The organism is Paenibacillus sp. CFBP13512, from assembly GCF_005233705.1.
Taxonomy (GTDB): Bacteria; Bacillota; Bacilli; order Paenibacillales; family Paenibacillaceae; genus Saccharibacillus; species Saccharibacillus nuruki.
This window is the reverse complement of record NZ_QGAD01000016.1, coordinates 23,283-49,355: the sequence shown is the minus strand read 5'-3', so window position 1 is coordinate 49,355 and position 26,073 is coordinate 23,283. Positions and strand designations below refer to the sequence as shown.

Here is a 26,073-nt window from a genome sequence, read left to right as displayed (position 1 = left end):
TCAAATACTAATCGTTGTCAACAAACTCTCATATTCTCCCAGCCGCACATAAATTCTTGCTTTTGTATACTTCATCAGACTCGATGAAGAGAATGATTTTATACTCTCTCCCAATGGAATACCGTTATCGGAAAGTTTGGCTCCAATATTATATACATAATCCGTTGTATCTCCCTGTTCATTAACAAGTTCGATTTTTACACTGTAGTCATCAATAACATGATTGAACTCAAATCCTTTACTTAGATCAGCATAAACGCTGTATTGAACACTTACCCCAGACGTGATGTTGGCTGAAATTCGCTTAATATCCAGTTTGTATGGGCCAATATGCAGATCGCTGTTCGATGTACTATTCGTTGTATTTACCGTATCAGGTATAGCAAACGTGGCTGCTTTTATATAAGCAGAAGCACTTCCGCTACTCGTCATCAATGAATTATCAGATACAGCTTGCCCAATAATTATTTTTACATTGCTGTTAAAAACTCCTTTGGGCAGAACAGAAGTGGCAGAGAGCAATGTTTTACTTTGATAGGCAGCACGCGTATCCGGACTTTTGATTTCAAGCGGATAGTAAATATCGTCTGTAGTCACAAGATACGCCACTAGTTTGCCTAACGCGGTACTTCTTTTATCTTGATTTCTTTGTACCATTTGAATCTCGATTAGATCCTCATCTTCACTTGAATATACAACCGTTTGCTGAAACTTTACCTCTGACTGATTGCCAGTTGTTTCGATTAGATAAGGTTTTCCTTTACCATATGTCTCAATTGGTAATATATTACTGACATCTATCTGTAAACCAATATCCTTTTCACTGTCTCCGGCTTCTTGCAGATAAAGATCAATTTGTTTGATCTTCGATGAATAAGGAACCTCTGCTATAATTTGATACGATAAAGTATCTTCATTTAGTGAAACAACATTGTTTGCATTTATAATTTTGGCTTCAAGCTTTGTTTGTTTATTGACGCGATATACAGCGTTGAATTCAGGCAAGGTTAATGAATCCTCTCCTGAACTCGTAATTTCTACATCTGTTACTAGCAAGTCTTTATCGCTCATCGGCAAACGATAAGTGCCTTTGACTTTTCCAAGATAATCTCCTTGTTCTGTTTTGAGATCAAATACAGATGATGGACTCACTTTGATTTCATCTAAATTATTCAAGGAAAATTGTGCAATTGGAATTACAAATTCTTCTTTACTGCTGAATGTTTTCTGTTTTAGCTGTATATAGGAGGTTTTGATCTCCAATTGAGAAGGAACTGAAATACTGAATTTGATTGTGGTTGTAGCCTGCGGATCCAGTTCAACTTGTTCATTCGTTAAAATCTCACCTTTGTAACTGCCAATACTAGGAATATCCAGACTGGTTGCATACGTTGGCAATGTGTACGATAAATCGCTTGTATTTTTGATTAAGTATGTTCCATTTATTAATTGTTTTTTGCCACTTTTTGATTCATTTACGGTTTGCAATTGAATCAATAACGATGTTCCATCTTCTTTGGTATATTGAACACCTTTAAGATTTGAGGCATTCAATCCTGTAGTTGATTGCTCGTCTTTGTGGAATGCTGTAACAGGATAATAGACTGGAGATTTTTCATCACTTGATAAGACCTCTGCCAGTATAACCTTAAAAGAATAAGTCCCTTGTAATTTAGGTACATCCCCTGCAAGCTCGACATTTAATGTTTCACCAGGAAGGATTTTTGTTTTCTCATCATTGACTTTGAAGTCTACTTTATAACGCTTTGAACCGATTACATAAAAACCTGTTAAAGTTGGTAGATTTACTGATGTATCATTTTCATTTTTTAAATGCAATTTCATAGCTATGGAATCCTGGCTATTTTTACGCATGACGTATAAAGGCTCGGTAGCATCTACTTGAATAGAACTATCATTCAACAAAATGCTTTCTTGCAATTGTTTTGAAACTGCGATTTCTTGCCAGTTGGTGGGTGAATCTATATTAAATACATACTCAACAGCATAGATGGACTTGTCATCTTCTTTGATTTCACTGGCTATAACCAATTGCATTTTTTGACCTATTTTGCCTTTAGGTATTGCAGTATACAATTTAACTTGTTTATTTTCATTAGAATCAATACTTACGTTTTGCTCATCACTGCTGATTGTTAATTTATAACGCGAACCCGAATCTGTTTTCAAAAAGTAGCTATATTCCGGCATTGTCACCGTCGAATCATCTTGATTATATATATTAAAATCAAGAGTTATATAATCTTTTTTCGACTCTTTACTCCAATATACATTTCCTGTATGGAGCAAGGTTTCAATCCCGTTCATATTCGCCAGCTTTTGAATATGTAAAGGCGTTGTTTCTTGATAGGAAGCAGGAATTTTTAGTGTACCTATCTTCTTTTTAAAATTATCGTATTTTATATTCCATTCTGTTATTTCAAATTTCATGTTGGGCAACGTTGCTTTTCCTTTAATTAATCCATAGTAAACAACTTCGGTAGACGATCTTGGTGTGATAATCGTTTTTGTTTTCTCATCAAGCAATTTTGATGGTAATGTGACTCCCTGGGCTGTTGTGATTTTGACACTGTATCTTGCCAGATTACTGTCTAGATTACTGTTATTGGTCAATTTCAATTTGAATGAAACAACTGATTGATCACCCCATTTTTCCAGATGGGGTTCAATGATTTCAAGTATATTTCCATTACTTTTGATTTGACCGATTGCTTTTGATGTTTTGATTGAATACGCATATGCTTCAGATGGAAGCAGGGTAGGTATACTGCTGGATAACAAAAGCAGTATAAGTACCAACTTCATTATTTTATTTATATTCATATTTATTCCCTCACTTTTAACGTAACTTGAAACTTTCTTCTGTAGCTTTGGCAATCGGAGAAAGGAAGAATTCAATAATTCTTCGTTGGTCTGTCTTCACTTCTGCTGTCAATGACATTCCGGGAGTAAGATGAATGGGCAACCCTCTGGAGGAATCCATTGAATCAATACTTACAGCAGCTTTATAAATAGGACCCAGTTTCTCATCATCGAAAGCATCCGGACTAATATGTTCTATTTCCCCATATAGATATCCGTATTTCTGAAATGGAAAAGTATCGACTTTTAAAAATACTTGCTGTCCTTTTTTTATAAACCCAATATCCTGATTAGAGATGGTAGCTTCTACAACTAATGGTGTATCTGTCGGTACAACAGATATAAAAGACTGTGCTGGAGATACGACACCACCTACTGTTAAGGATGAGATGCCGTGTATCGTTCCATTTACTGGAGATTTTAATTGCTGCAAATTATATCTTTTTTGCGCTTTAGTTAATTCAGTCGTCAGATTTACAATGTTCTTTTCCGCTTCAACCATTAAATCCAAAAGGTCTTTTTTTCTTTTTTCTGTAAGAATAGTTATATTTTTTTCGGCTTCAGATATGGCATCTTCTGCTTGTTGAATTGTTGTTCGTTGTTCAGATATGTTCTGTTCGGATTTGTAGGAACTCATGTCTTGTTCAAGCAAGCTATTCAAATCTGTTTGTTCTTGTCCCTCTGTATTATCAGCTTGCTTCACTTCTTCAAGTTCACTATTTTTTTGCAATGTTTCTAAAGAAGATTTAGCATTGCTAAGGTCTTTCTCTCTCTGTGCAACAACAAGTTCAGCCGCTTGGTAACTGCTATAGTATTCTTGCTCTCTAGCCTGTCGTAATCTTTTTTGCATATCAACAACGGAATTCATTTCAGGCGATTGTGCTAATTCGTTACTTGGTTCATAAGTTACACCATTAAGTTCGGCTTGTAGCATTTCTCTTTCGATCATTGCAATCGTTCTCTCTTTTTTGATACCATCCAGATCAGCTTTGGTAGACGTAGAATCAAACGCAACCAGCAATTGACCTTTTTTTACCTGTTCTCCTTCTTTGACATAGATAGCTTTAATTGAGGATTCTTCCATTGGCTGTAATACATTGGTTCTTCCATCCGCTATGACTTTTCCTCTGGCGGAAGCTACAACATCAACTTTACCCAAATAAGACCATATTACAGTTGCTGCCATAATTAATAAAATAGTCCATATCAACCACCTTCCAAGTGGTTTTGGAGGCGTTTGTTCCAACTCCATAGCATCTGGCAAAAATTCATAATCCAATTTATCTTTCTTTGTAAATAACATGACTAATCCCTTTCTTGCTGGGAATATAGATAACGATATAATCCCTGTGCCTGCATTAGTTGCTGGTGGCTACCAGACTCGACAAGTTCGCCTTTATCCAGTACTACAATTTTGTTGGCAGACATAATCGTTGATAGACGATGAGCGATAATGATTACTGTTCTGCCCTTACAAATATGCTTTAAGTTGCTTTGTATTATTCTTTCCGATTCATAGTCGAGTGCAGATGTAGCCTCATCAAATATCAAAATACGAGGATTTGACAGTAGTGCACGCGCAATAGCAACACGCTGTTTTTGACCTCCTGATAAAGAAGTGCCTCGTTCGCCGACTACCGCATCGTATCCTTCCATTAGCTCGGAAATGAACTCATGCGCTCCTGCGAGTTTTGCAACATTTACGATTTGCTCAATAGTTGCTGCTGGATGATGGATCGCAATATTTTCTCGAATAGTTCCACTAAACAAATAGTTCTCTTGTAATACTACACCCACTTGTCGGCGTAGCCATGATGGATCTGCCATAGATAGATCAACTCCATCAATCAATATGCGTCCTGATTCAGGAACATACAAACGTTGTATTAATTTGGACAATGTACTTTTCCCGGATCCACTTCTACCTACCACTCCGATAATATTTCCTGCATCCATATCCAATGAAAGGTTACGCAAAATTTCGGGACCGTTAGCTTGATATCTAAAAGTCACTTTTTCAAATTTGATTTGCCCATTAATGCGAGGCAATGTAGCTTTTGTTGTAGACATGCTCGGTTCAGGCTGAATAGAAAAAATATCCTTTAACTTACTTATTGAAACACCTGTTTGTTGAAAGTCCTGCCACATTTGAACAAGGCGCATAACTGGATCACTTACACGACCAGCTAACATTTGAAAGGCGATCAATTGCCCTACTGACATACTACCTTGTAATACAAGATGTGTACCATACCATAATATAGCAAGAGTACTCATTTTTTGAATAAGTTGTCCTATAGATCCTGCTGTACCAGATAAAATAGCTAGTTTGAAATTCGATTTTATGTAGCTCGATTGAAGGTTTTCCCACTTTTTTTGAGCTAAAGGTTCCAATGCGAAAGATTTAAGCGTTTGTATTCCTGAAACAGCTTCTACGAGATAAGACTGCGAATCTGATCCCTTTTGAAATTTTTCTTCCAATCTGTGCTTGATTAACGGAATAAAGATAAGCGAAAGAAGAATAAATAGAGGAATAGAAGCTACAACTACCATAGTCAGCGAAGTACTGTAGTATAGCATAACGACAATATAAACAACCATAAAAAAAAGATCTAATACTGCTGTCAACGGCGTTCCAGTAAGAAACTGTCTAATGTTCTCAAGCTCACGAATCCTAGCAATGATATCACCTGTTCGCCGATTTTCGAAGTATGCCAGTGGAAGTCGAAACAAATGGTTGAACAATTTTACACCCAATGTAATATCAATTCTGCTTGTAGTATGGGTAAATACATAATTTCTCGCCAAATTAATAACGAATTCAAATAGCATAATCAAAATCAAACCGATAACCAACACATTGAGTGTTGCGATTCCTTGGTGAACAAGTACTTTGTCAATAATAACCTGCGTAAATAATGGCGCAATCAATCCGAACAAATTCAATAAAAATGATGCAATCAATATTTCGATAATAAGTTTTTTGTACTTCCATAAAGCAGGTATAAACCATTTGATGCCAAATTCTGTTTTCTGTGGATCAGTTTGTTCTTTTGGAGCAAAGAGGATTACCTTTCCAGTCCATACATTCATAAGCTCTTGATCTGTAACTGGAGTTGGTTTAGATTGTAGCGGATCAAAGATTAAAAATTTTTTACCGTCTTCACTGGCTTGAGCCAATACAATAAATCCATTTTCTTTCGTAGATAATATTGCTGGTAAGCGAAGTTTTGATAAACGTGGAAGTTTTAAAGAAGCAATCCGACAGCGCAAACCCAATTGTTTGGAAATTTTTTGAATATCCATAAAGGATGTTTCGTTCTCATGAATTGCAAATGCATGTTTGATTTGTTGAGCATCTGCTGCGATGCCATGAAAATTTGCAATAATCAGCAAACATTGAAGACCCGAGTCTGTTTCGACCTTTGTTTTCTCTTTTTGTATATCTTTGTGCAATTGTGTATTTGATACCATTTTATACATCCTTACCCCTTTATTGTATAAGCGTATGTTAGCATATGAATTATTGACTGTAAATAAATTTAATTACTAATGAGTAATATTAAAATCTAAAAATATAACTTAAAGCCTGCCCATTATTAAAAATGGGCAGGCTTTCGGGAAAAATAAATTACTTAATGATAAGCAGCTACTATTTAAGCAAGACTACAGTATAAGAACTCGTTATCAGCTTGCCATAATGAGTGAGGTTAATGTTGACATAATTGTTCTTAAACTTTCCTATAGTTTTGAATATACGGTTTACAATGACTCCGTCGATATTCAAATCAATCTGGAATCCAGCTATACCCTGAATAAGGTCTATGATAAAGCGCTCAATCCAGCGACTTTTCAGAATTTTGTCGGTAACTTATATAATCGCTATATTTTTTTATTATAGACGGATACAAGATAATTGAATATTAGTAAGAGCTACACCTTTTTCACCATTGCAACCGCCCTACTATATCTCGCATTACATGCTTTGTTCTGTCATTCTAATGTGACCGTAATCAGACTAAATACTAATCTCTTTTCGGCACCTTCCGACTCTTTTGGCTTAAACCTGATATTTGTGCAAATAAAATATTCTTCCACTATTACCCTATTTTCAAAAAAGCGTATCAATCTACGTCTGTTCAGTAATAGATAGAATAGACCAAATAAGCGCATCAGAGAACGATTCTTTTACAGACCTACACCTATTGGAATGAGATGTAATCCTGCTTCAGCATCATGCCGTACAAGCACTTCTACTCCATAGATATCCCGAATAAGATCATGAGTAATCATATCGCCCGGTACTCCGCTGGCTATAATCGCACCTGCTTTCATCGCAATCAGATGATGACTGTAACGAATCGCTTGATTGATATCATGAAGCACCATCACAATAGTCAGTTGATGTTCTTCATTTAAGCGATGAATCAATTCCATGATTTCCAACTGATAATACATATCTAGATATGTGGTTGGTTCATCCAGAAAAAGAATCGGTGTGCGCTGCGCAAGTGCCATAGCAATCCAGACCCGTTGCTGTTCTCCACCAGACAATTGATCCAATGTGCTGAATCTTTTTTCGTGTAAATTAGTACAATCTAACGCCCACTCTATCGCTTGCTCATCTTCTGCTTGTAGTGAACTAAATAGTGTACGGTGCGGTAATCGACCAAAGCTAACTAATTTTTCAATCGTTAGATCCGCAGGTGCTTCATTTTGCTGATGCACAACCGCTAATTTGCGTGCTAATTCTTTCGGTTTGTATTGAGCAATGGTTTTGCCATCTAATATCACCTGTCCAAGACGAGGTACCGCATTATTAGACATCACATGCAGTAAGGTGGACTTGCCGCATCCATTGGGACCGATAATTGTTGTAATTTTCCCTGGCTGAATCTGTGCATTGACTTGATGAAGACGATCAATACGACGATCATATGAAAAAGTAATATCGTTAACGTCCATAGATACGGTCACTCCTTGTAATGAGGAAAATAAGAAAAGGCCCACCAATAACCGCCATAATAATCGAAGCTGGAATTTCATTAGGAGCCAGTACCGTTCTTCCAAGCGTATCAGCAAGCAACAATAATAAAGCTCCTGCGACTGCGGAAAAAGGAATTAGCCACTTATGATCCGATCCAACAAGTTGGCGTGCAATATGAGGGATCAATAATCCGATAAATACAATCACTCCTGCGATTGCAGTAGCTGTAGCCGCCAAAATAACCGCAATCACAGAGATCAACAATCGAGCACGGGTAACATGGAGACCTAGATTTTTCGCTGTTTTTTCTTGTAAGGCTAGAAAGTTACACCATGAATACACTAACATGGCAAGAATTAATCCTATTCCACCATATATTAAAATGATCTCTACATCGACCCACTTTTTCATAGCTAATGTTGAAGTGGTGACTTGGTTAATACTGGTGACTGCATAACTTCCTCGATAATTAAAAGATTGCCCCAGCCCTGAAAAAATAGCGTTCACTGCAACACCGATTAAGATCAATCGAATCGGATGCAGTCCCGATTTCCATGAAAACCCGTATACCATGAAGCAAGCCAAAGCCCCACCAAAAAACGAAAATAAAGGCATCCAAAAATATAAGGTTGGAAATAGAGTCACTGCAATAAGTGAAACTAATGCGGCTCCAGAAGATATGCCAATCACTCCTGAATCGGCTAATGGATTCTTCATCACTGCTTGCAATAATACACCAGCTACGGCTAGTGCTGCGCCTGCCATCATGGCTACAATAATACGAGGCAATCGTAAGTCTCGTACAACATTGACCTGATTATCATTGCCTGTCCATAATCCTTGTATCAGTTGCCATATCCCTACTTTGAGACTGCCCGTCATCGCTGAATACAGAACAACTCCGATCAGTAGCGCACAGACAACTATAAAGCTCCATAGTCGCTTACGATTCTGATGAGTATATGCAGTCTGCTCACTTTTAGAAGAAGATGGATTTGAATATTCTGTAGATGGTTTAGCTATCATTTATAACATCCTTCTTGTCATAGATTAGGAAGAGGGATACATCATTTGCAGTAATTCATCTAATGCTTGAGGAGCGGACAGGCTAGCTGTAGTTCCAAACAAAGGTTCTGGCAGATCATAGACTTGTCCTGTTTTAACCGCATTAAAATGTTTCCAAATATCATTCGTTTTGAAATCTTCATCGAACATTTTTACCACTTCTTCAGGCATCCCATGAGCCGCTCGCAAAATAATATCTGGATTCGACTTTTGCAAATATTCTGTATTGGACGCTAAGTATTCAACACTTTCTCCTTGGACTACATTGGTTCCACCTGCAATCTTCACAAGATCACCGATATACGAATGTTCAGTAGCCACAAGATAACTTCCCGGCACACCTAGCAAAATCAATACTTTAGGAGAAGGTTTGTCTGCTACAGTCTTTTTCACTTCAGCTACTTTGGTCTTTAATGTATCTGTGATTTCTTTTGCTTTGGTTGTGCGATCAAATTGCGTTCCCATTTTCAAAATTTCGTTTTCCATTTTTTCCAGACTTTCAAAATCCAAAAATTCAGCATTCATATTCAAATCTTTGAATTTGGGTTCCAGATCATATTGTAGCGTTGTGACCGACAATACATCTGTAGGTTGTAAAGATAATACTTTCTCCATATCAGGGCTCATCGGGTTACCCACATCAGGAATATCTTTATATTGTGGAGGTAATGTCTTGGTACTGGTTGGTTTGCCGACTAATGGAAGATCCAGTGCAGCAGTAATCTCAGTAATAGCTACAGTTGTTGCTACAATCCGTGCAGACGAAGCGGTATTCGTAGACGTATCGTGGGTAGCTGTAGATGGCCCTGCTTGAGCGCCTGTCGAACATCCTGCTAATACAAGAACAAGCATCCATAACCAAGCTAAACGTTTCACTTATTTCCCCTCTTTCTATGGTTACTGCCTTAAATGCCTACAAGTCCTGGCACAATTGCGCCAAGACTCACAGACTTTGTTGCTTATCTTTATGAATTTACTGCTCTTTTTTACTGGACAGATCAAATTGGAATTGTACGCTATACCAGTGATCATACGCCACACCACCGATAACTAAGCCCGGTACAATGACATGGGTGTATGCACTGATTTTTTGAGATAAATCATTCACTTCAAATTGCACCACACGCTGATCACCCGATGTTGAGATCACTTCTACATCTTGCAAAGTGCCATTTTGCTTCACTTGTAGAACAGGCATCCAGCTACTTTTATCCAGTGTAATTTGCGCAAATGTTTTACCTTCTTTTTGGATCAAAGTCGCTTGTTTGTTCACATAGTCATTCATAACGGATAATTCGTTGCTTTGATCTTTGTATACTTTATAAGCTATTTTGTATTTTTGTTCTGTTAATTCTGCTGGTTGTGTTTCTTGAACAGGTGCGGTTACTGTGGGCTCCATTCCCTTTCCTTTGAGCGTATTGCGATCAAAGAGGATTTGCCCGCCCATTTTCTCATCGTTCAAATAACGATCCGGCATAGACACTTGACTGAAAATACTTAACTTCTGTTCCAAGTCAGGCACTTCAAAGGTAACGGTACGTGCGTTACTTGTTGTTGTATTGGCTACAATCGTTGGATCGGTATATTTCCCTTCAAAATCAGTCTGGAATGTAGGTACAGCCTGACTATTTTCGATTGTAATTGTAGCGTAGACTTTGCCATTTTTTGCAGTCAGATGTGCAGTCTGATCTACATAATCAGCAAGAATCGAATCCTGTTCACTACCATTTTGTAAAATACGATATTGAGCGGTATACTCACCATCTTCGATAGTATTGGTTCCTTTTTCTACTGTGGTTGTCGTCTCGGTTGTATCTTTGGTGACCTTAGCCGTATCAAATTTAAATTCAAAATCATAGACTGTCTCATTGTTACTATCAGTAGGAGTACTTGCTATACTAACTCCACTGTTTGTCACTAACTGTGCAGCAATATTCTTTTTGAAATCAGCTACACTAAAACGCACCGTTTTGGTATTCGCTTGTTCATCTGTTGCTGTTACTTCTGCATCGGTATAGATGCCGTTGTTGCTAACACGTAATGCTTTGACTTCTTTGGCATCTTGAAGAGTTACGACCACATAACGTTGATCTCCTTCAACCACGAATTGCGCTGGCTGATCTTTGGATATATAACGTTGTACAGGAGATACTGCATCCGAAGATGAGTTAGGTACAAGCACCTGGAATGGCATATTGTACTTCCCGTTGCTTAATTTATCGTAATCAAGCGGGATCACAGGTGTAGATGTCGCCGAAGCTTTCGGTTCTTCATACGGCCCCAGTGAACCGAATTTAAAATCGACATTGTACGTATGATCGTATACCCCTAAACCTGCAACTTCACCTAATGGAATCACTACATGGGTATTGACTACGATTGTCTCTGACAAGTCTTTAACAGCAAATTGAACAACACGTTGATTGCCACTGGTCGAAATGACTTGTGCATCGCTACCGCCTACTTTAAATGTTTTGATCCAATCGCTTTCTTTTAAAGTAATCTGGACATACAGCTTGCCTGAACGCTTGATCACTGTAGCTGGTTTGAGTGTATATTCATCCATTACAGATAACGTTTTTTCTTTAAACTTATAAGCGGTAAAACCAGCACTATATTTCCCGTCTGCCATTTCATTCGGGTTGGTTGGTACTGTTGGTGTAGTTGGCTCTTCTGGTGTAGTCGGAACCAACGTCATATTCGCAAGATCGAACTTGAGGCGAATCGGATAATCGGCTTCGTATACAGAACCTGCATATGATGTTTTGATATGCACTTGAGCATTCAATGGACGACTCGGATCGGTCACAGGGAATGTAACGACTCTTGTATTTGCTGTTGTGTCTTCGCTGATCACCTCGGTATCCGTCAGTGTGCCATTTTGCTCTGTTTTAAACGTAGTAATCACCGAGCTATCTTTGATCACATTGAGAGATGCCTGATATTTACCATCGACTGCGGTCAACGTGACTTTGGAATCAAAATAACTACCCATTGTCGATACAGCATCTGTGGTGGATTTTAATGTAGACATCGGGATCGTGTAGGTTCCATTGTCGATGACCACAGGTGTTGGTACTGTTGGTGTTGTCGGTTCTGGCAATTGAGTACTATCAAATTTGAATTGAATCGTATAGTAATGATCATAATCAGGCACAACTTCAGGTGGGATCACCACATGAGTATAGGCGTTTAACACAGGATTCGTTTTGGATAAATGACTGGCTTCAAATTGAATGACTCTTGTGTTCGCTGCTGAATCAGTCGAAATGACCGTGACATCGGTATAATTCTTGCCACCATTGCCATCGACTTGTAACGATTTGATCCAAGCACTATTTTTCAGTGTGAGTTGGATATACTTTTTCTCATTTTTGGTAATCAATGTAGCTGGTTTTGTCACATATCCATCCATTACCGATATTTCGCTACTGTTATCTTTAAATACTTGATAATTCAGTGTCGTTGAACTATCCGGTATAGGTGTGATCACTGGGGCAATCTTCGTTGTATCCCATTTGAATCGAATAGGATAATCCGATTCGTATACTGAACCTGCATACGATGTTTTGATATGCACTTTAGCGTTCACTATACTTTCTAGATTAGCGATAGGGAATGTAACTACTCTTGTATTCGCTGTTTTATCTGCACTTACTATACTTGTTTCGGTGAACACTCCATTTTGCTCTGTTTGGAGTGATGTGATCACAGAACTATCTTTGATAATATTCAAAATCACTTCGTACTTACCGTTTTTGGAGACTAATATAGCCGGACTACCAAAATAATTAGCCATAGAAGACGCATCATCTGTTTTTTCTTTTAGCGTCGCAAAAGTCAGACTATATTGCCCATCTGCTAACGATAATGGAATCGAAGCTGGGTCAAAGCTCAATTGAACCGTATGCCATTCATCATAAGCACCCATATTCGGAATCGTGCCCGCTGGAATCACCACATGCACTTTGGCATTGATCACAGGATTGGTTTTGGATAATGAATTGGCTGCAAATTGTATCAATCTTGTATTCGTTACTGTGTCTGAAGAAATGAGATCAACATCCGTATAGTTGCTGTCTTTATCTACATCCGTCTGTAAAGCTTGAATCCAATTGCTATTTTTCAACGTCAGTTGAACATATTTTTGGGAGCCATTTGTGATTAGTTTAGCTGGTTTTTGCAAATAGCTATCCATCATTGATGTTGTAGCTGTTCCATCTTTTAATACCGTATATGCAATAGCAGTCTCCGTTCCTGTAGCCGGTTCAACCGGGATCACAGGCGGTGTCTTGTCTATAACTTTCAAAGTGGAAGGATTCAGAGTGAGACGTTCATTGTTAGACATTTCGTTAAATGTGTAGTTAATATTGATTTCTTTGGTTAGATCGTATACGTCAAATGCAACTGTACCTTTTGTTGTACTTCCAGATGCTAATGTGATCTGAGCATCATGGGTTTGCTCATTTTGAGTGGCTTTGAATTGGGTAAATAGATAGGCATTATTACTCTCGAAGGAGAAATGATAATGGCCGTTGTCTATCGTTAATTGACCCGGATTGGTCGCATTTTCTGAAGATTTGAATACATTGGATGCTACTACTTTTCCAGAAGCATTCGTACGCATCACTTGATATGCAATCGTATATTCGCCATCTGCATACGTATCATAGGTAGCAGACGTCACTGAAGGATCATGAGATTGTACAGTAAATAATGGTTTTGCTGTTTCTGTTGTAGGGGTTGTTGCCTGAGTTGTAGTCGTGGACGTTGTGTCTGAAGAAGAATACGTATCGCCAGTTACACTTGATCCTGTTGCACTGCTTGATGATGAAGAATCTGTCTCTTCTGCAAATACAGCTGATAACGTCGGAGATACCAACGATAACATCATCAAAAATACAGTACATACGATCAAATAAGTTCTAAATTGCCTTTTCAATGTATATGATCCCCCTGTTAATAAAATAGACTTCTCTGGAACAAGATTGTCCCAGAGAAGCAATATCCTTTTTTTCTATACATGATTCGTTAAAATGAATACTTATACGCTATCTTCATCAAACAAGTATTGAACGGTATACGTATGGTCATACGCAACACCTGCAACAGATGCTGGAACGACTACATGAATTTGTGCGTTCAATTTAGTAGATAAATTGCTCACCGGGAATTCAAATGTTTTGGTATCGCCACTTGTTGTTGTCGTAGCTTCAACATACGTACCATTTTGCTGTGTTTTGAACGATTTGATCCAGTCTTTGTGCTTCAATGTGACTTTGACTTTAGCTACGCCATTTTTGACAATCAAAGTCGCTGGTTTGACAGAGTATTCACCATTATCCATATAAGAAGCATTGTTCGTTCCATCCGCATATACGGTGTAATCAATACCATACGTACCATCTGGAATCGCTGCATGTGCCGATTTAGCAGATAACGGAGCTAGTACTGCGAATACTAGAGCCACCATCATTACCATCGTGATTACTTTTTTCAAAGAAAACTTCTCGACTGTATTTATCATCATATTCATAGTTCCATCCTCTTTTCTATCCATAATGTGATGTGAAAATAAATCCATATTTCGAACTATTCATGTTCATCTATACTTATCTACTGCACCTCATATGCCAATAGAATAGTATAGCGTGACGCATTAGATGCTGTCTGTGTCGAATTGCAGTTGTACGTTATATTTACCTGTGTAATTAATCACAGGAATTTTGATTTCTGCATAAGCATTCACTTTGCTGTCCAAGTCAGCTACAGGGAACTCCACTACTCTTGTGTTCGCAGACGTATTCGTGCTTACTACAGTAGCGTCTACCAATTGACCATTTTGTTCTACTTTAAAAGCTGTAATTAAGTTACTGCTTGTGATGGTCAAACGCGCTGTATTCACACCATTAACAACAGTGACTGTAGCAGGCTTCACTACATAGCTATCCAGACGAGACGTATTTTCTGTACCATCTGCTAATACTTTGTAATCTACGCTGTACGTGCCATTGGCTAGAGCTGCATGTGCCGATTTAGCAGATGATGGAGCCAATACTGCGAATACCAAAGCCGCCAAGATGATCATCATAAATACCTTTTTAAAATCCATTTTTTCCATACGGTTCATAACTGCGTTCATTCTTCAACACTCTCCTATAGGTTTAATTTTATTTTTTGATCGCTTTCAGACTTTTTTGATCTAAAGCTAAGCGAATCGTATAGTCGTGATCATAGTTGTACGAACTCACTGTTACATGAATTTTAGATACAATTGGATTTTTGATATCTGCAATCGGAAATTGCACAATCCGTGTATCTTTTTTACTGTTACTTTGAATGACTTTCGTATCCATTATTTTACCTTTGTATTTCACTTTGAATTGCGTTGTCCACTCACTATGATTGAGCTGCACCTGCATCGTTATTTTCCCATTTTTAACATATAACTTGGCAGGTTTTTCAAAGTAATCATTTGCCATCGACACCGAGTTATTCTCCGCCTTTAACACATCATACTTGAGGGTATATGTACCATTCGCCAGTCCTGAAGAAGAAGCTGCTTGTGTGATTGATACAGGCTTCATCCCTATCATAAACAGACTCACCATCAAGATTGAAAGTACAAGTACGGAATATCGTTTATACATATGGACAGCATTCCTCCTAATTATTTTAAATTTAATTGATTATCATTCTCAATTGAGAATTAAAAAAGAAGCTCGCTATGAGCTGTCGTCTCTCTCCTTTCACGATACAGAATCGCAAAACAAAGTGGATACAACTCCGATATTAGAGCAACCTTCCAGTGCTTGTCAATACGTTAATATCATCATGAAATCTGTGATATATGAATTTTAAGTATCTATTTTCAAAAAGCTTTTCCTATATATGCGATCAAATCAAGTCTGTATTTCATTTCAAAAATGTGGAAAAAAATTATATTTTACGTTGACAAGTTAATTGATATTCATTATCATTTAGTTAAAGTTTAATTGAAAATGATTATCATTTGCAGTGCGAATGGTAATTAGGAGGATACTCATGAAATCATCTTTACTCTGGTCATCTGCTGTTCTTCTACTCGCAGTAACCGGGTGTAGTTCATCTGCATCAACAAATGTCGCTACTCCTTCTGCTATTGCCGCTACTACACAGACGACTCAATTTACTATAACTGACTTTGCTCAACGACAGATTCCATTTGCTCAGTCACCACAACGTATTATTGCACTTAGTAATGGGGATATGGATATTATCTATGCGTTAGGTGGTCAAGTGGTCGGTCGACCCAATTCCAATGGCCCTGCGGTTGTTCCTGCTGCTGAAGAAGTCGAACAAATTGGTTCCACTCATGAAGTCGATCTGGAAAAGATTACTTTTTTACAACCTGATGTAGTTCTTGGAAATCATCCAATGAATGAAAAAGATATTCCTGCCATCGAAGGAATCGGTTCTAAGCTTATCTTAACAGGTGCTAACTCGATTCAAGACATTCAATCCCAAATTACATTGTTTGGACAACTATTACAACAAGAAGCAAAAGCCAAACAGCTCAACCAACAGATACAAGATCATATCCAAACATTAAGTCAGTCCGCTTCTACCACTGCTAAGCCTAAAGTATTGCTGGTCTATGGAGCACCTGGAACCTATATGGCGGCTCTACCCAATTCATTAAGTGGAAATATTCTTGAAGTGGCAGGCGGGAGCAATATTGCAGCCGATCTACCCGGTCTACAAAATTTCCCGCAATATGCACAGTTGAATACCGAACAGGTCGTTCAAAGTAATCCTGACTACATTATGATTATGACGCATGGGAATACAGATGAAGTTAAAGCAGGCTTTTTGAAAGAAATGCAAAACAATCCGGCATGGAGCAGTATCAAAGCTGTACAGAACAATCAGGTTGAAGTGCTTCCCTCTCATCTATTCGGGACAAATCCTGGAACCAAAGTAACACAAGCGCTGGATTTGATTCATCAAGCTTTGTATCCGGTATCTCCATAAGATGAACAAACAGCAACGTAATCGCAGGCGATGGCTTGTCGCTATCCTTTTGCCTATCTTATCGCTGATCGCTTGTCTGTACGGTGTCTTATATGGATCGATCTCTATTCCACTGCGTGAAGTAATGCCTATCTTATGGGGGCATGAACCATCGGCTTATCGCACCATCTTAATGGATCTACGTGTACCACGTGTCATCATTGGTTGGTTAGTCGGAGCTTGCCTGGCTACTGCTGGAGCACTGTTACAAGGTGTTATGAAAAATCCTTTAGCTGATCCAGGCATTATTGGTGTCTCTGCCGGTGGTGGAATCACAGCGATGATCACGATGGTCATGTTACCCCAATTAAGCTATCTACTTCCGATAACGGCTTTCTTAGGCGCTTTTGTCACTGCGGTACTGATCTATTTACTTGCTTGGGATCGCGGAGCTTCGCCGGTAAAAATTATTCTAGCAGGGGTAGCCGTCAATGCTCTGCTTGGTGCATTAACCAACGGCATCATGGTGATCTATAGTGATCGGGTACAAGCTGTTCTTCCGTGGTTATCCGGTGGACTGAATGGGCGAAGCTGGTATCACCTCGAATTTGTGGCTCCTTATGCTGTAGTCGGGTTGATCTTATCGTTATTCGCTATCAAGCCTGCCAATATACTATTGCTTGGTGATGACTCGGCTCAATTGTTAGGGCAACGTGTCGAAATGAATCGTTTGCTTATTATTTTATTATCTGCATTTCTAGCTGGAGCTGCGGTAAGTGTAGCAGGATTGGTCGGATTCGTCGGACTGGTAGTTCCTCATATGATTCGGCTGATGATTGGCGAAGATTATCGCTTCCTTCTTCCCTTCTCGATGATCGGTGGTGGCACACTGGTTGTATTTGCAGATACTGTAGCACGTTCATGGTTCGGCTCTATTGAATTACCGGTTGGCATTTTACTCGCTGTTATCGGAGCACCCTTCTTTTTATTCCTTTTGAAACGCAAAGGGAGGTTCGGTCTATCATGATAGAGGCGATTCATCCTTCGACTATTACAGCAGCCATTGAAGGCAAACAACTTAGCCTTGAAAATGGTCATTTTCTATTAGATCAGATTGATATCTCGTTACCTAAAGGTCAATTAACAGCAATTGTAGGTCCCAATGGTTCTGGTAAATCGACTTTGTTGCGATTGCTCACCAGACTGCTTAAACCTGATCGCGGACAGATTCAACTACTTAATCGTCCAATGAATACATATTCTCTGCGAGAATTATCGACAACGATTACGATGTTACCGCAAATGAAAGAAATGCTTCCGCAATTGACTGTTCGTGAACTGATTGCTTACGGCCGAATGCCTTATAAGCGAAGCTGGCAAAGATCCTATGATTCAGCAGATACAGACATGATCGATCAGGTGATGCACTGGACAGGAATTGAACATTATCAAGATCGCATGTTCCATACTTTATCAGGAGGTGAACAACAGCGTACACGAATAGCGATGGCACTGGCTCAACAGACTGAAATTTTGTTATTGGACGAACCGACTACGTTTCTCGATATTGCTCATCAATTTGAAGTGATGGATATGTTAAGACGGATCAATGCAGAATCCGGTCTAACGATCGTGATGGTACTGCATGATCTGCAACAAGCAGTCGCTTATTGTGATTATATGATTGCACTCAAGCAAGGCAAAGTCGCTACGTCGGGTATTCCAAAGCATATTCTCACCGCTCAATTCATCCAAGACATTTATCATATGCAAGCACAAATTAAATTTGAGGGTGGTTATCCGGTTATTTTACCTGTAATCCCCCATCATCAATCAGGAGGTCATTGAATATGATTATCGTAACAAACACTTCTAAATTAACTAAAGGTAGTGCGCACTTGTTGATAGAACGGTTTGATAAAGTGGGCAAAGTGGAATATATGGATGGGTTTCTAGGGCTTGAAGTATTGGTCAATCAGAGTAGCAAAGAATTCGAGGAAGTCACAATCAGCACACGTTGGGAGTCCAAAGAAGCTTTTCAAGGATGGACTAAAAGCGAAGCTTTCCGTGAATCCCATGCTCATGGTTCTACGCCAGATTATATGATCGAAAATAAAATCTCTTTTTATGACGTAAAGATAGTACGTAATCCGATTCAAGTTGAAAATGATCAAGCTGTCGTCTAAATTCAAATGATCCTTTTTGCACAACTCAAATAGGTATAGTTGATTTACTCCAAACAACCCTTGCTATCATCGAAGGGTTGTTTTTGATTTGTTTTCATTAGAGGCATTACGTTATATTTAAGATAATCTACGGATAAGATACATACTTGATATCCTAAAGGAGCATGATATGAATGAGTTCAGAGATTCTAGATTATTTGCAACCGTATAGTGCATTATCTATAGAAGCAAAAAATAGTTCTCTGCCGATCCAAGCACAGGATAGCCCTTATTCTTTACTTATTATTCCTGATGATAATATCGCGGAGATCATGGAAGATACGCTGGATGAGTACGATTCATTAACCGATTATGTCGATCAACAGTTAGCACAGGTTGAGCAGATGAATGTACTGGATACATTTCGAACATTAGTCAGTCATCAATTACTTTATACCGATATCGCTGATCAGAGTGAACAGGTACAAAGTATGGATTGGGCATCCTTGTACCATACCTACAGCAGTCTATGGGAAATGCCTTTGATAGATGAGTCATTGATTCCAAGTAAAGTGACTTCTTTATTACCTGATCTACAGGCAAAAAGTGAACATACAGATGAATGGATCCAGTTGCCTTTACCTGCGGGCAAAGAATATACAGCTCCACTGATGGTTCCGATGGGTGGATTCAATGAATGCCCTGTTCCTCTTTTACAAGCGTCTTTATTTCAATACTGGCAAACCAAATATAAGGCTATCCCGATCGTTGTCGATGAAAGTATGTGGATTCTGCAAGCACATAGCCGACCACAAACCGATCAAGAAGCACTACAACTGGCTCAAGAACATTTTATCTTCTGTTCTTATGTACTGGAATCCTTTGATTCGATTGGAGAATATGCTAGTTATTTGCAAGAGCAAGAGTTCTGGTATTTCTGGTGGGATTAACAAAGAGTCAATCATAAGTACCCTTTTTGGGGTACAATATGAAGATGGTATTATATTAAATTTAAAACAAATGGCACGCTACTTGATGTCATTTGATTCCTAAGGAGGGTATCTACAGTATTATGAAAATCACTTCGATTGAACCTACGCCAAGTCCGAATACGATGATGTTGCATCTGGATGAGCAATTACCTCATGGTATCCGTAAAACATATACATTAACTAATGAACGCTCTGCGCCTTTATTTATTCAGCAAATGCTTCATATTGCAGGGGTCAAAAGTGTATTCCATACTGCTGATTTCGTTGCTCTAGATCGCAAAGCAAGTGCAGATTGGTCTGATATTCTAAATGAAGTCCAAGCACAGATGGGGCAAGAAGGAATTGAAAATAAATTCGAAGTGCCGACAGATCTTTCCGGTGAGCACTTTGGAGAAGCAGAAGTATTTGTACAATTTTTCCGTGGGATTCCGATGCAGATTCGAGTGAAATCGGGAACCAAAGAAGAACGTATTGGTCTAGCCGATCGATTTGTTCAAGCAGTTACCGAAGTGGCTGTAGCGACAATGATCAAAGAACGCAAATTAACCGACTATGGTGTGCGCTATGGTGAACTTGCTGATATTGCGCGTGAAGTTGAACAAGAAATCGAAGCGGCTTTTCCAGAAGATCGATTGAAAAAAATTATTGAACAAGCGATCTCTCATGGAGCCAGTCAGGAAGAATTTGTAGAACAACGTCGTGAAATGAAAGCAGACGATATCGCTGTAGCTCTTGAAGATCCAGACTGGCGTGTTCGTTATGCGGCTTTTGATCTGTTGCAACCAGACGAGCATAGCCTACCCTTGATTGAAAAAGCGTTATTCGATGAGAAAATGCAATTGCGTCGTCTAGCCGTGGTCTATCTCGGAGATCTCAAAACACCTGAAGCAATGGAGTTACTATACAAAGCACTACAAGATAAATCGGCGGCAGTTCGTCGTACAGCTGGGGATACTTTATCTGATATTGGTGATCCAGCAGCTACTCCAGCCATGCTCACTACACTGAAAGATAGCAGCAAATTAGTACGCTGGCGTGCTGCACGCTTCTTGTATGAAGTAGGCACTGAAGAAGCACGTGATGAATTAGAATTAGCTGTAGAAGATCCTGAATTTGAAGTGAGTCTACAAGCCAAAATGGCGCTTGAACGGATAGAGTCAGGTGAACAAGCCGCAGGTACGATCTGGCAACAAATGGCGAAAAGTCGTGCCAAAGATAACGGATGATTATTGTGATTACTCGTTCTTCATAAGAGCTTCATGATATAAGTGGTTGTCAAAAACAAAGACTAGACGTATACTGGAAAACAGTCATCTTATTAATGACACTAATTGCATAATAATTGCCTCATCACACAATATCCGATGAGGTAGAGGTCGCAACTATAATGAGTCTATTTGGAGAAAGCGTTAGAGCCGCTGTTGATCCCAAATAAAAAGGTATCGTTGCCGAAGTATACGTAACGCTCTTCTGTTACTTATGCTGGGACTGTGTCCGAAAGGAACAGGACTGTCACAGTGAACCATCTTCGGATGTGTCCTGTGTTGAGCTATCTTTACAAAGGAAAAGTATGGTGCGGATCATAATTAAAGGATCACGTATATATACGTGGTCTTTTTTGTTGTGTTCTTGCGTTTGTCTGCTTCCTTTATCTATTCTCAGCATGCGTTGACATGCTTAATTCAGTAAGGAGTGTATCTAACTATTATGGCATCTTCATCTTCTCCATCCTCACCACCGCGTGAACTCAAAGCAGGTCTACGTGCAAGACATATGACGATGATCGCTTTGGGCGGTTCGATCGGTACCGGTCTATTTCTCGCCAGTGGTGGCGCCGTCGCTCAAGCAGGACCGGGCGGCGCACTACTCGCTTATGCTTGTGTCGGAATTATGGTGTATTTCTTAATGACCAGTCTCGGTGAAATGGCAACCTATCGTCCTGAATCGGGTTCATTCAATACGTATGCCGCTCGTTATGTCGATCCTGCATTTGGATTCGCCATGGGTTGGAATTTCTGGTACAACTGGGCGGTCACGATTGCAGCGGAATTATCTGCGGCAACAATTATTATCAAGTATTGGTTTCCGGAGAGTTCTTCTTTTATCTGGAGTCTATTATTTCTAGCTGTCATCTTTTTGCTTAATATTTTATCAGTCAAAGGGTATGGAGAATCAGAATACTGGTTTGCGATGATTAAGATTGTCGTTGTTATTCTGTTTCTTGTGGTCGGTGTGTTGATGATCTTCGGGATTCTAGGTGGCAAAGCTGTAGGATTCAGTAACTTTACGATGGGCGATGCCCCTTTTAATGGAGGATTGTTAGCCTTTATCGGTGTATTTATGGCGGCAGGGTTCTCTTTTCAAGGGACAGAGTTAATCGGAGTTGCGGCGGGTGAAAGTGAAAATCCACGCGAACATGTACCAAAAGCGATTCGTCAGGTATTCTGGCGTATTCTGATCTTCTATATTTTAGCGATTCTAGTGATTGGATTAATTATTCCATATACAACACCTTCTTTATTGAATGGTGATTTAACCGATATCGGAGTGAGTCCGTTTACACTTGTTTTTGAAAAAGCAGGTTTGGCTTTTGCCGCAGCAGTCATGAATGCTGTTATTCTATCTTCGGTTCTATCCGCAGGTAATTCAGGTATGTATGCTTCAACTCGTGTATTATATGCTCTGGCTAAAGAAGGCAAAGCACCACGAATGTTCGGTCAATTGAATCGTCGTGGAATTCCGCAAAATGCGTTGTTGTTAACGACTGCTGTAGGTATGCTGGCATTTCTAGCTTCGTTGTTCGGTGATGGTATTGTGTATCAATGGTTACTCAATGCTTCAGGGATGTGTGGCTTTATTACATGGCTTGGCATTGCAATCAGTCATTATCGCTTCCGCCGTGCTTTTTACGCTCAAGGTAAAAGTATGGATGATTTACCTTTCAAAGCAAAATGGTTCCCGTTCGGTCCGTTATTTGCATTTATCTTATGTGCGATTGTTATTCTCGGTCAAAGTCTGGCGTATATTACACCAGAAGCGATTGACTGGAAATCTATTTTTGCTTCTTATATTAGTGTTCCATTGTTCTTGATCTTATGGCTTGGATATAAGTTAATCAAAAAAACAAAAGTGGTGCCTTTAACCGAATGTGACCTGAATAGTGGGCCTCATTTAGATAAAAAGTAATCTTATCGCATATACTGTGATTGAATAAAAAAACACCTTCCACTCTCTAATGACAAAATCGCTAGAGAAGTAGGAAGGTGTTTTTTTAATGTGTGCTTCTGAAATTCTTTTTTAAACTAGTGTATGTTCAGAACCATCGCATGACATCATTTACAATTACGTTATTGGTTTCACCTATTTTGATATGATAACGTGATCTGTTCTTTTATTTTACGTTTAAATCATAAAGTTAATACGTAGGCCAACCGCTGGAATCCCAATTAAGATCACTGATTAACAGCTTCGGTGCACCATTATCATTGGCATCATAAGCATGACGAGCAATAATATTGTTACCGACGATGTCTTCACCGCCTGGACCTTTCCATTGAGCATTACCACTATCTAGAATTGTACCACCACCATTAAGCATATTCACACCATTTTTATCAACATAAGGCCCTGTAATATTGGCGGAACGTCCATAGACGATTTTGTACGTACTGTTTACACCTTTACAGCAGTTGTCGATAGAAGCGAACAAATAGTAGTATCCATTACGGTACGTGATCGATGGCGCTTCGATAGCCCCACCATTGTTAGGACGTGCCGCAATCGAAGTGATGCTACCTGTTGGTTTCATCGTATTTTTGTCGAGCTTGGTTAATTTAAGACCACTCCAGAATGAACCGAAAGCTAACCAAGGATTACCAGAAGCATCAATAACCAATTCAGGATCAATGGCATTGTAATCATTAGAACCTTCAGTCGTGCGTAACACCAGACCATCATCACGCCAGCTACCTGCACCAATACTGCTAGCCGAAGCAAGTCCAATTGCAGATGTATTCGAACCAAATGACGAAATCGAATAGTACAACCATGTGCGACCGTTATATGTTTTTACGTCTGGAGCCCAGACATCATTTGCTGCTTGCTTAGGTACGTATGTTTTCCACCAAGCTGGAGGAGATAAGAATACTTGAGGAACACGATACCAGTTCGTACCGTTATCGGATTTCAACACTTGAATACCTTTTCCAGTCGAAAAGGTGTACCAACCATTTCCTTCTTTAATCAGCGATGGATCATGTACGCCTACATCACCAGATAATGCCCACGGTGCTGCAAAAATTTTACCATTTGGTACAAAAGAAAAAAGAAGTGCTGTTAAGGTCAACATTAGAACTAATTTGCTTTTCAGCTTCATATTAATGATGTTCGCCTCCTGCTTCCGAAGTCCGCTAAACGCTACATACGTATCGCTCAACGCCTATCTTTAATTATAAAGCGCTTTCAATTATGTACAATATAATATTAAAGCAACTTTAAACCTATCCATTTATTTGTATTTTTATGTATATTTAGTTAATGTATTTGTTAATTAAATAGCTTTTATATTAATAAATAAACAAAAGAATATAGGACTCAAAAAGTATATTCATTGTTCAAATTTTATAGACATTCTACAAAGTATAACAATACCGAATTAACATTTAGCTTTTTATATCGGATACCGTCCCTTATTTTTCTAGAAATGGAGTGCTTTCTATACCTAGTATGCTCCTTGCTATCTAACCTTATAAATCATACAAAAAAAGGATCGGTTACTTGCTCCGATCCTTGCTTGTGTTTATATTTTTATTTCCAAGATAAATTTACTTTAAGATCATTTGAACTACCTAGCGATTGTACCGTGTACGAGATAGACTTGATTCCTACAGCAGATAGGCGACTTAGATCGCTTTTCAAACTAGTTATATTGCCATTGTAACGAAACACCAATGACGATTGTCCGCTTGCTTTAGCATTTTTCACTTGCTCTTTAAGGTCTACTGCTGAATTCACAGCTGCTGGTGAATTATCTACAGCATAATTCAAGTTTTGCTCCAATTGCTTGTAAAATCCTGAAGTATCCCCACCGGATGCAATCAATGTGTTCAACGTATCTTTGTAGGCAACAGTTGCCGCAGGATATGTTTTGGTCCAGTTATGATCTTGTTTCATCTGAGCATCTGTACGTAGATAGTAATTGGTATCTACTCCATCACCTTGATCGGGCAATGGATCATCCCATGTTGTATCCATGTGATACCAGTTACCGTCAATATTGACAAGGTTCCAAGCATGAAGTTCTCCGCCTGCTGTACCTTCAACAATTTTATTTTCTACACCTGCTTGTTTGAGCAATGCGTAACTGAGTAATGCATAACCCTGACATACGGCTGTACCGTCATATAATGCTTCATAGGCTGTATAACGAGTATACGTTTCATCATATTTCAAATGTCGTACGACCCAATCATGAATAGCTTTAACTTTCTGGTGATCATTCATGCCTGGCGTAATAATCTGTGCTACGGTCTGAACGACTTTGTCATTCACATATTTGGTCTGAGTGACAGTCTCACGGTACTTCATATCTACAGTCACTAACGCTGAATATGCATTACTACGCCATGTAAGACCATAACTGTCTAAGATGTACATCGTGTACGGATCTTTTTCTAACGCTGTCTCAAATGAGTCTTGTAACATAGATTTCAACTTAGCTGTACTTCCTTTGTACGTAAAAGTCACCTGTGCATCACGGTTCATTAATCCTTTGTACAATTGATCAACGATATCTGACGTACTATTCACCGTAATCTGTGAAGTAGCTGCATACGCCGTATTACTGCTAAACGAAATAGCTGGAACAGCAGAGAATACTAACGTTCCTGCTAAAAGGGTCTTCACCCAAAGTTGACTTGATCTATTCATGCAGACGTAACCGCCCTTCATCGTATGGGTAATGGGTGAAACCAATAATAGTGAGTGAGCA

General features: G+C 39.0%; 19 protein-coding genes and 1 riboswitch. Of the genes, 7 read left to right on the top strand and 12 right to left on the bottom strand.

Going from position 1 to position 26,073, the window contains the following annotated elements:
• The 10 genes from PaeCFBP13512_RS18975 to isdC form a co-directional block, all read right to left on the bottom strand.
• The gene (locus PaeCFBP13512_RS18975; protein ID WP_137225328.1) at nt 1–2,844 is read right to left on the bottom strand and encodes a hypothetical protein; all 2,844 of its coding nucleotides are present in this window, start codon (nt 2,842–2,844) and stop codon (nt 1–3) included.
• 16 nt (nt 2,845–2,860) lie between these two features.
• Entirely contained in the window at nt 2,861–4,186 is a 1,326-nt protein-coding gene (locus tag PaeCFBP13512_RS18970; RefSeq protein WP_137225327.1) for an HlyD family type I secretion periplasmic adaptor subunit, read from the bottom strand.
• 2 nt (nt 4,187–4,188) lie between these two features.
• Entirely contained in the window at nt 4,189–6,357 is a 2,169-nt protein-coding gene (locus tag PaeCFBP13512_RS18965) for a peptidase domain-containing ABC transporter (RefSeq protein WP_137225325.1), read from the bottom strand.
• A 714-nt stretch (nt 6,358–7,071) separates the two neighbouring features.
• Complete coding sequence (locus PaeCFBP13512_RS18960) at nt 7,072–7,848, bottom strand: ABC transporter ATP-binding protein (protein ID WP_137225323.1); 777 nt, start codon at nt 7,846–7,848, stop codon at nt 7,072–7,074.
• Nucleotides 7,838–8,896, bottom strand: a complete 1,059-nt coding sequence (locus PaeCFBP13512_RS18955; protein ID WP_137225321.1) for a FecCD family ABC transporter permease — start codon at nt 8,894–8,896, stop codon at nt 7,838–7,840. Before PaeCFBP13512_RS18955 ends, PaeCFBP13512_RS18960 begins: the two co-directional genes overlap by 11 nt.
• 24 nt (nt 8,897–8,920) lie before the next feature.
• Nucleotides 8,921–9,787 carry a heme ABC transporter substrate-binding protein IsdE gene (gene isdE / locus PaeCFBP13512_RS18950; RefSeq protein ID WP_137225344.1) on the bottom strand — a complete coding sequence of 289 codons (867 nt, stop codon included), beginning with the start codon at nt 9,785–9,787 and terminating at the stop codon, nt 8,921–8,923.
• 121 nt (nt 9,788–9,908) lie between these two features.
• Nucleotides 9,909–13,877 carry an NEAT domain-containing protein gene (locus PaeCFBP13512_RS18945; protein ID WP_137225319.1) on the bottom strand — a complete coding sequence of 1,323 codons (3,969 nt, stop codon included), beginning with the start codon at nt 13,875–13,877 and terminating at the stop codon, nt 9,909–9,911.
• Between the two features lie 102 nt (nt 13,878–13,979).
• A complete protein-coding gene (locus tag PaeCFBP13512_RS18940) occupies nt 13,980–14,471 on the bottom strand; it encodes an NEAT domain-containing protein (RefSeq protein ID WP_069325615.1) in 492 nt (163 codons plus the stop codon).
• 123 nt (nt 14,472–14,594) lie between these two features.
• Complete coding sequence (locus tag PaeCFBP13512_RS18935; protein ID WP_137225317.1) at nt 14,595–15,077, bottom strand: NEAT domain-containing protein; 483 nt, start codon at nt 15,075–15,077, stop codon at nt 14,595–14,597.
• Between the two features lie 28 nt (nt 15,078–15,105).
• Nucleotides 15,106–15,585 carry a heme uptake protein IsdC gene (gene isdC, locus PaeCFBP13512_RS18930; RefSeq protein ID WP_137225315.1) on the bottom strand — a complete coding sequence of 160 codons (480 nt, stop codon included), beginning with the start codon at nt 15,583–15,585 and terminating at the stop codon, nt 15,106–15,108.
• A gap of 394 nt (nt 15,586–15,979) precedes the next feature.
• Between isdC and PaeCFBP13512_RS18925 the strand changes: the two genes are divergently transcribed.
• The 7 genes from PaeCFBP13512_RS18925 to PaeCFBP13512_RS18895 all read left to right on the top strand — a co-directional run bounded on the left by PaeCFBP13512_RS18925 (nt 15,980) and on the right by PaeCFBP13512_RS18895 (nt 23,270).
• The gene (locus tag PaeCFBP13512_RS18925) at nt 15,980–16,948 is read left to right on the top strand and encodes an ABC transporter substrate-binding protein (RefSeq protein ID WP_137225313.1); all 969 of its coding nucleotides are present in this window, start codon (nt 15,980–15,982) and stop codon (nt 16,946–16,948) included.
• Between the two features lies 1 nt (nt 16,949).
• Nucleotides 16,950–17,954 carry a FecCD family ABC transporter permease gene (locus PaeCFBP13512_RS18920; protein ID WP_137225311.1) on the top strand — a complete coding sequence of 335 codons (1,005 nt, stop codon included), beginning with the start codon at nt 16,950–16,952 and terminating at the stop codon, nt 17,952–17,954.
• Nucleotides 17,951–18,775: an ABC transporter ATP-binding protein gene (locus tag PaeCFBP13512_RS18915; RefSeq protein ID WP_137225309.1), complete on the top strand. Its 825-nt coding sequence runs from the start codon at nt 17,951–17,953 to the stop codon at nt 18,773–18,775. Before PaeCFBP13512_RS18920 ends, PaeCFBP13512_RS18915 begins: the two co-directional genes overlap by 4 nt.
• Before the next feature lie 2 nt (nt 18,776–18,777).
• Nucleotides 18,778–19,113, top strand: coding sequence for a heme oxygenase (isdG, locus tag PaeCFBP13512_RS18910; protein WP_137225307.1), 336 nt, complete (start codon nt 18,778–18,780; stop codon nt 19,111–19,113).
• Between the two features lie 173 nt (nt 19,114–19,286).
• Complete coding sequence (locus PaeCFBP13512_RS18905) at nt 19,287–20,042, top strand: DUF4253 domain-containing protein (protein ID WP_137225305.1); 756 nt, start codon at nt 19,287–19,289, stop codon at nt 20,040–20,042.
• A 122-nt stretch (nt 20,043–20,164) separates the two neighbouring features.
• Nucleotides 20,165–21,310, top strand: a complete 1,146-nt coding sequence (locus PaeCFBP13512_RS18900) for a virulence factor (protein ID WP_137225303.1) — start codon at nt 20,165–20,167, stop codon at nt 21,308–21,310.
• A gap of 136 nt (nt 21,311–21,446) precedes the next feature.
• A riboswitch (Lysine riboswitch) is annotated at nt 21,447–21,644 on the top strand.
• A gap of 147 nt (nt 21,645–21,791) precedes the next feature.
• The gene (locus PaeCFBP13512_RS18895) at nt 21,792–23,270 is read left to right on the top strand and encodes an amino acid permease (RefSeq protein ID WP_137225301.1); all 1,479 of its coding nucleotides are present in this window, start codon (nt 21,792–21,794) and stop codon (nt 23,268–23,270) included.
• Between the two features lie 229 nt (nt 23,271–23,499).
• Here PaeCFBP13512_RS18895 and PaeCFBP13512_RS18890 read toward each other — a convergent pair whose 3' ends face one another.
• A complete protein-coding gene (locus tag PaeCFBP13512_RS18890; RefSeq protein WP_241669432.1) occupies nt 23,500–24,432 on the bottom strand; it encodes a glycoside hydrolase family 43 protein in 933 nt (310 codons plus the stop codon).
• Between the two features lie 458 nt (nt 24,433–24,890).
• Nucleotides 24,891–26,012, bottom strand: a complete 1,122-nt coding sequence (locus tag PaeCFBP13512_RS18885; RefSeq protein WP_161594323.1) for a transglutaminase domain-containing protein — start codon at nt 26,010–26,012, stop codon at nt 24,891–24,893.
• Nucleotides 26,013–26,073 lie beyond the last annotated feature (61 nt).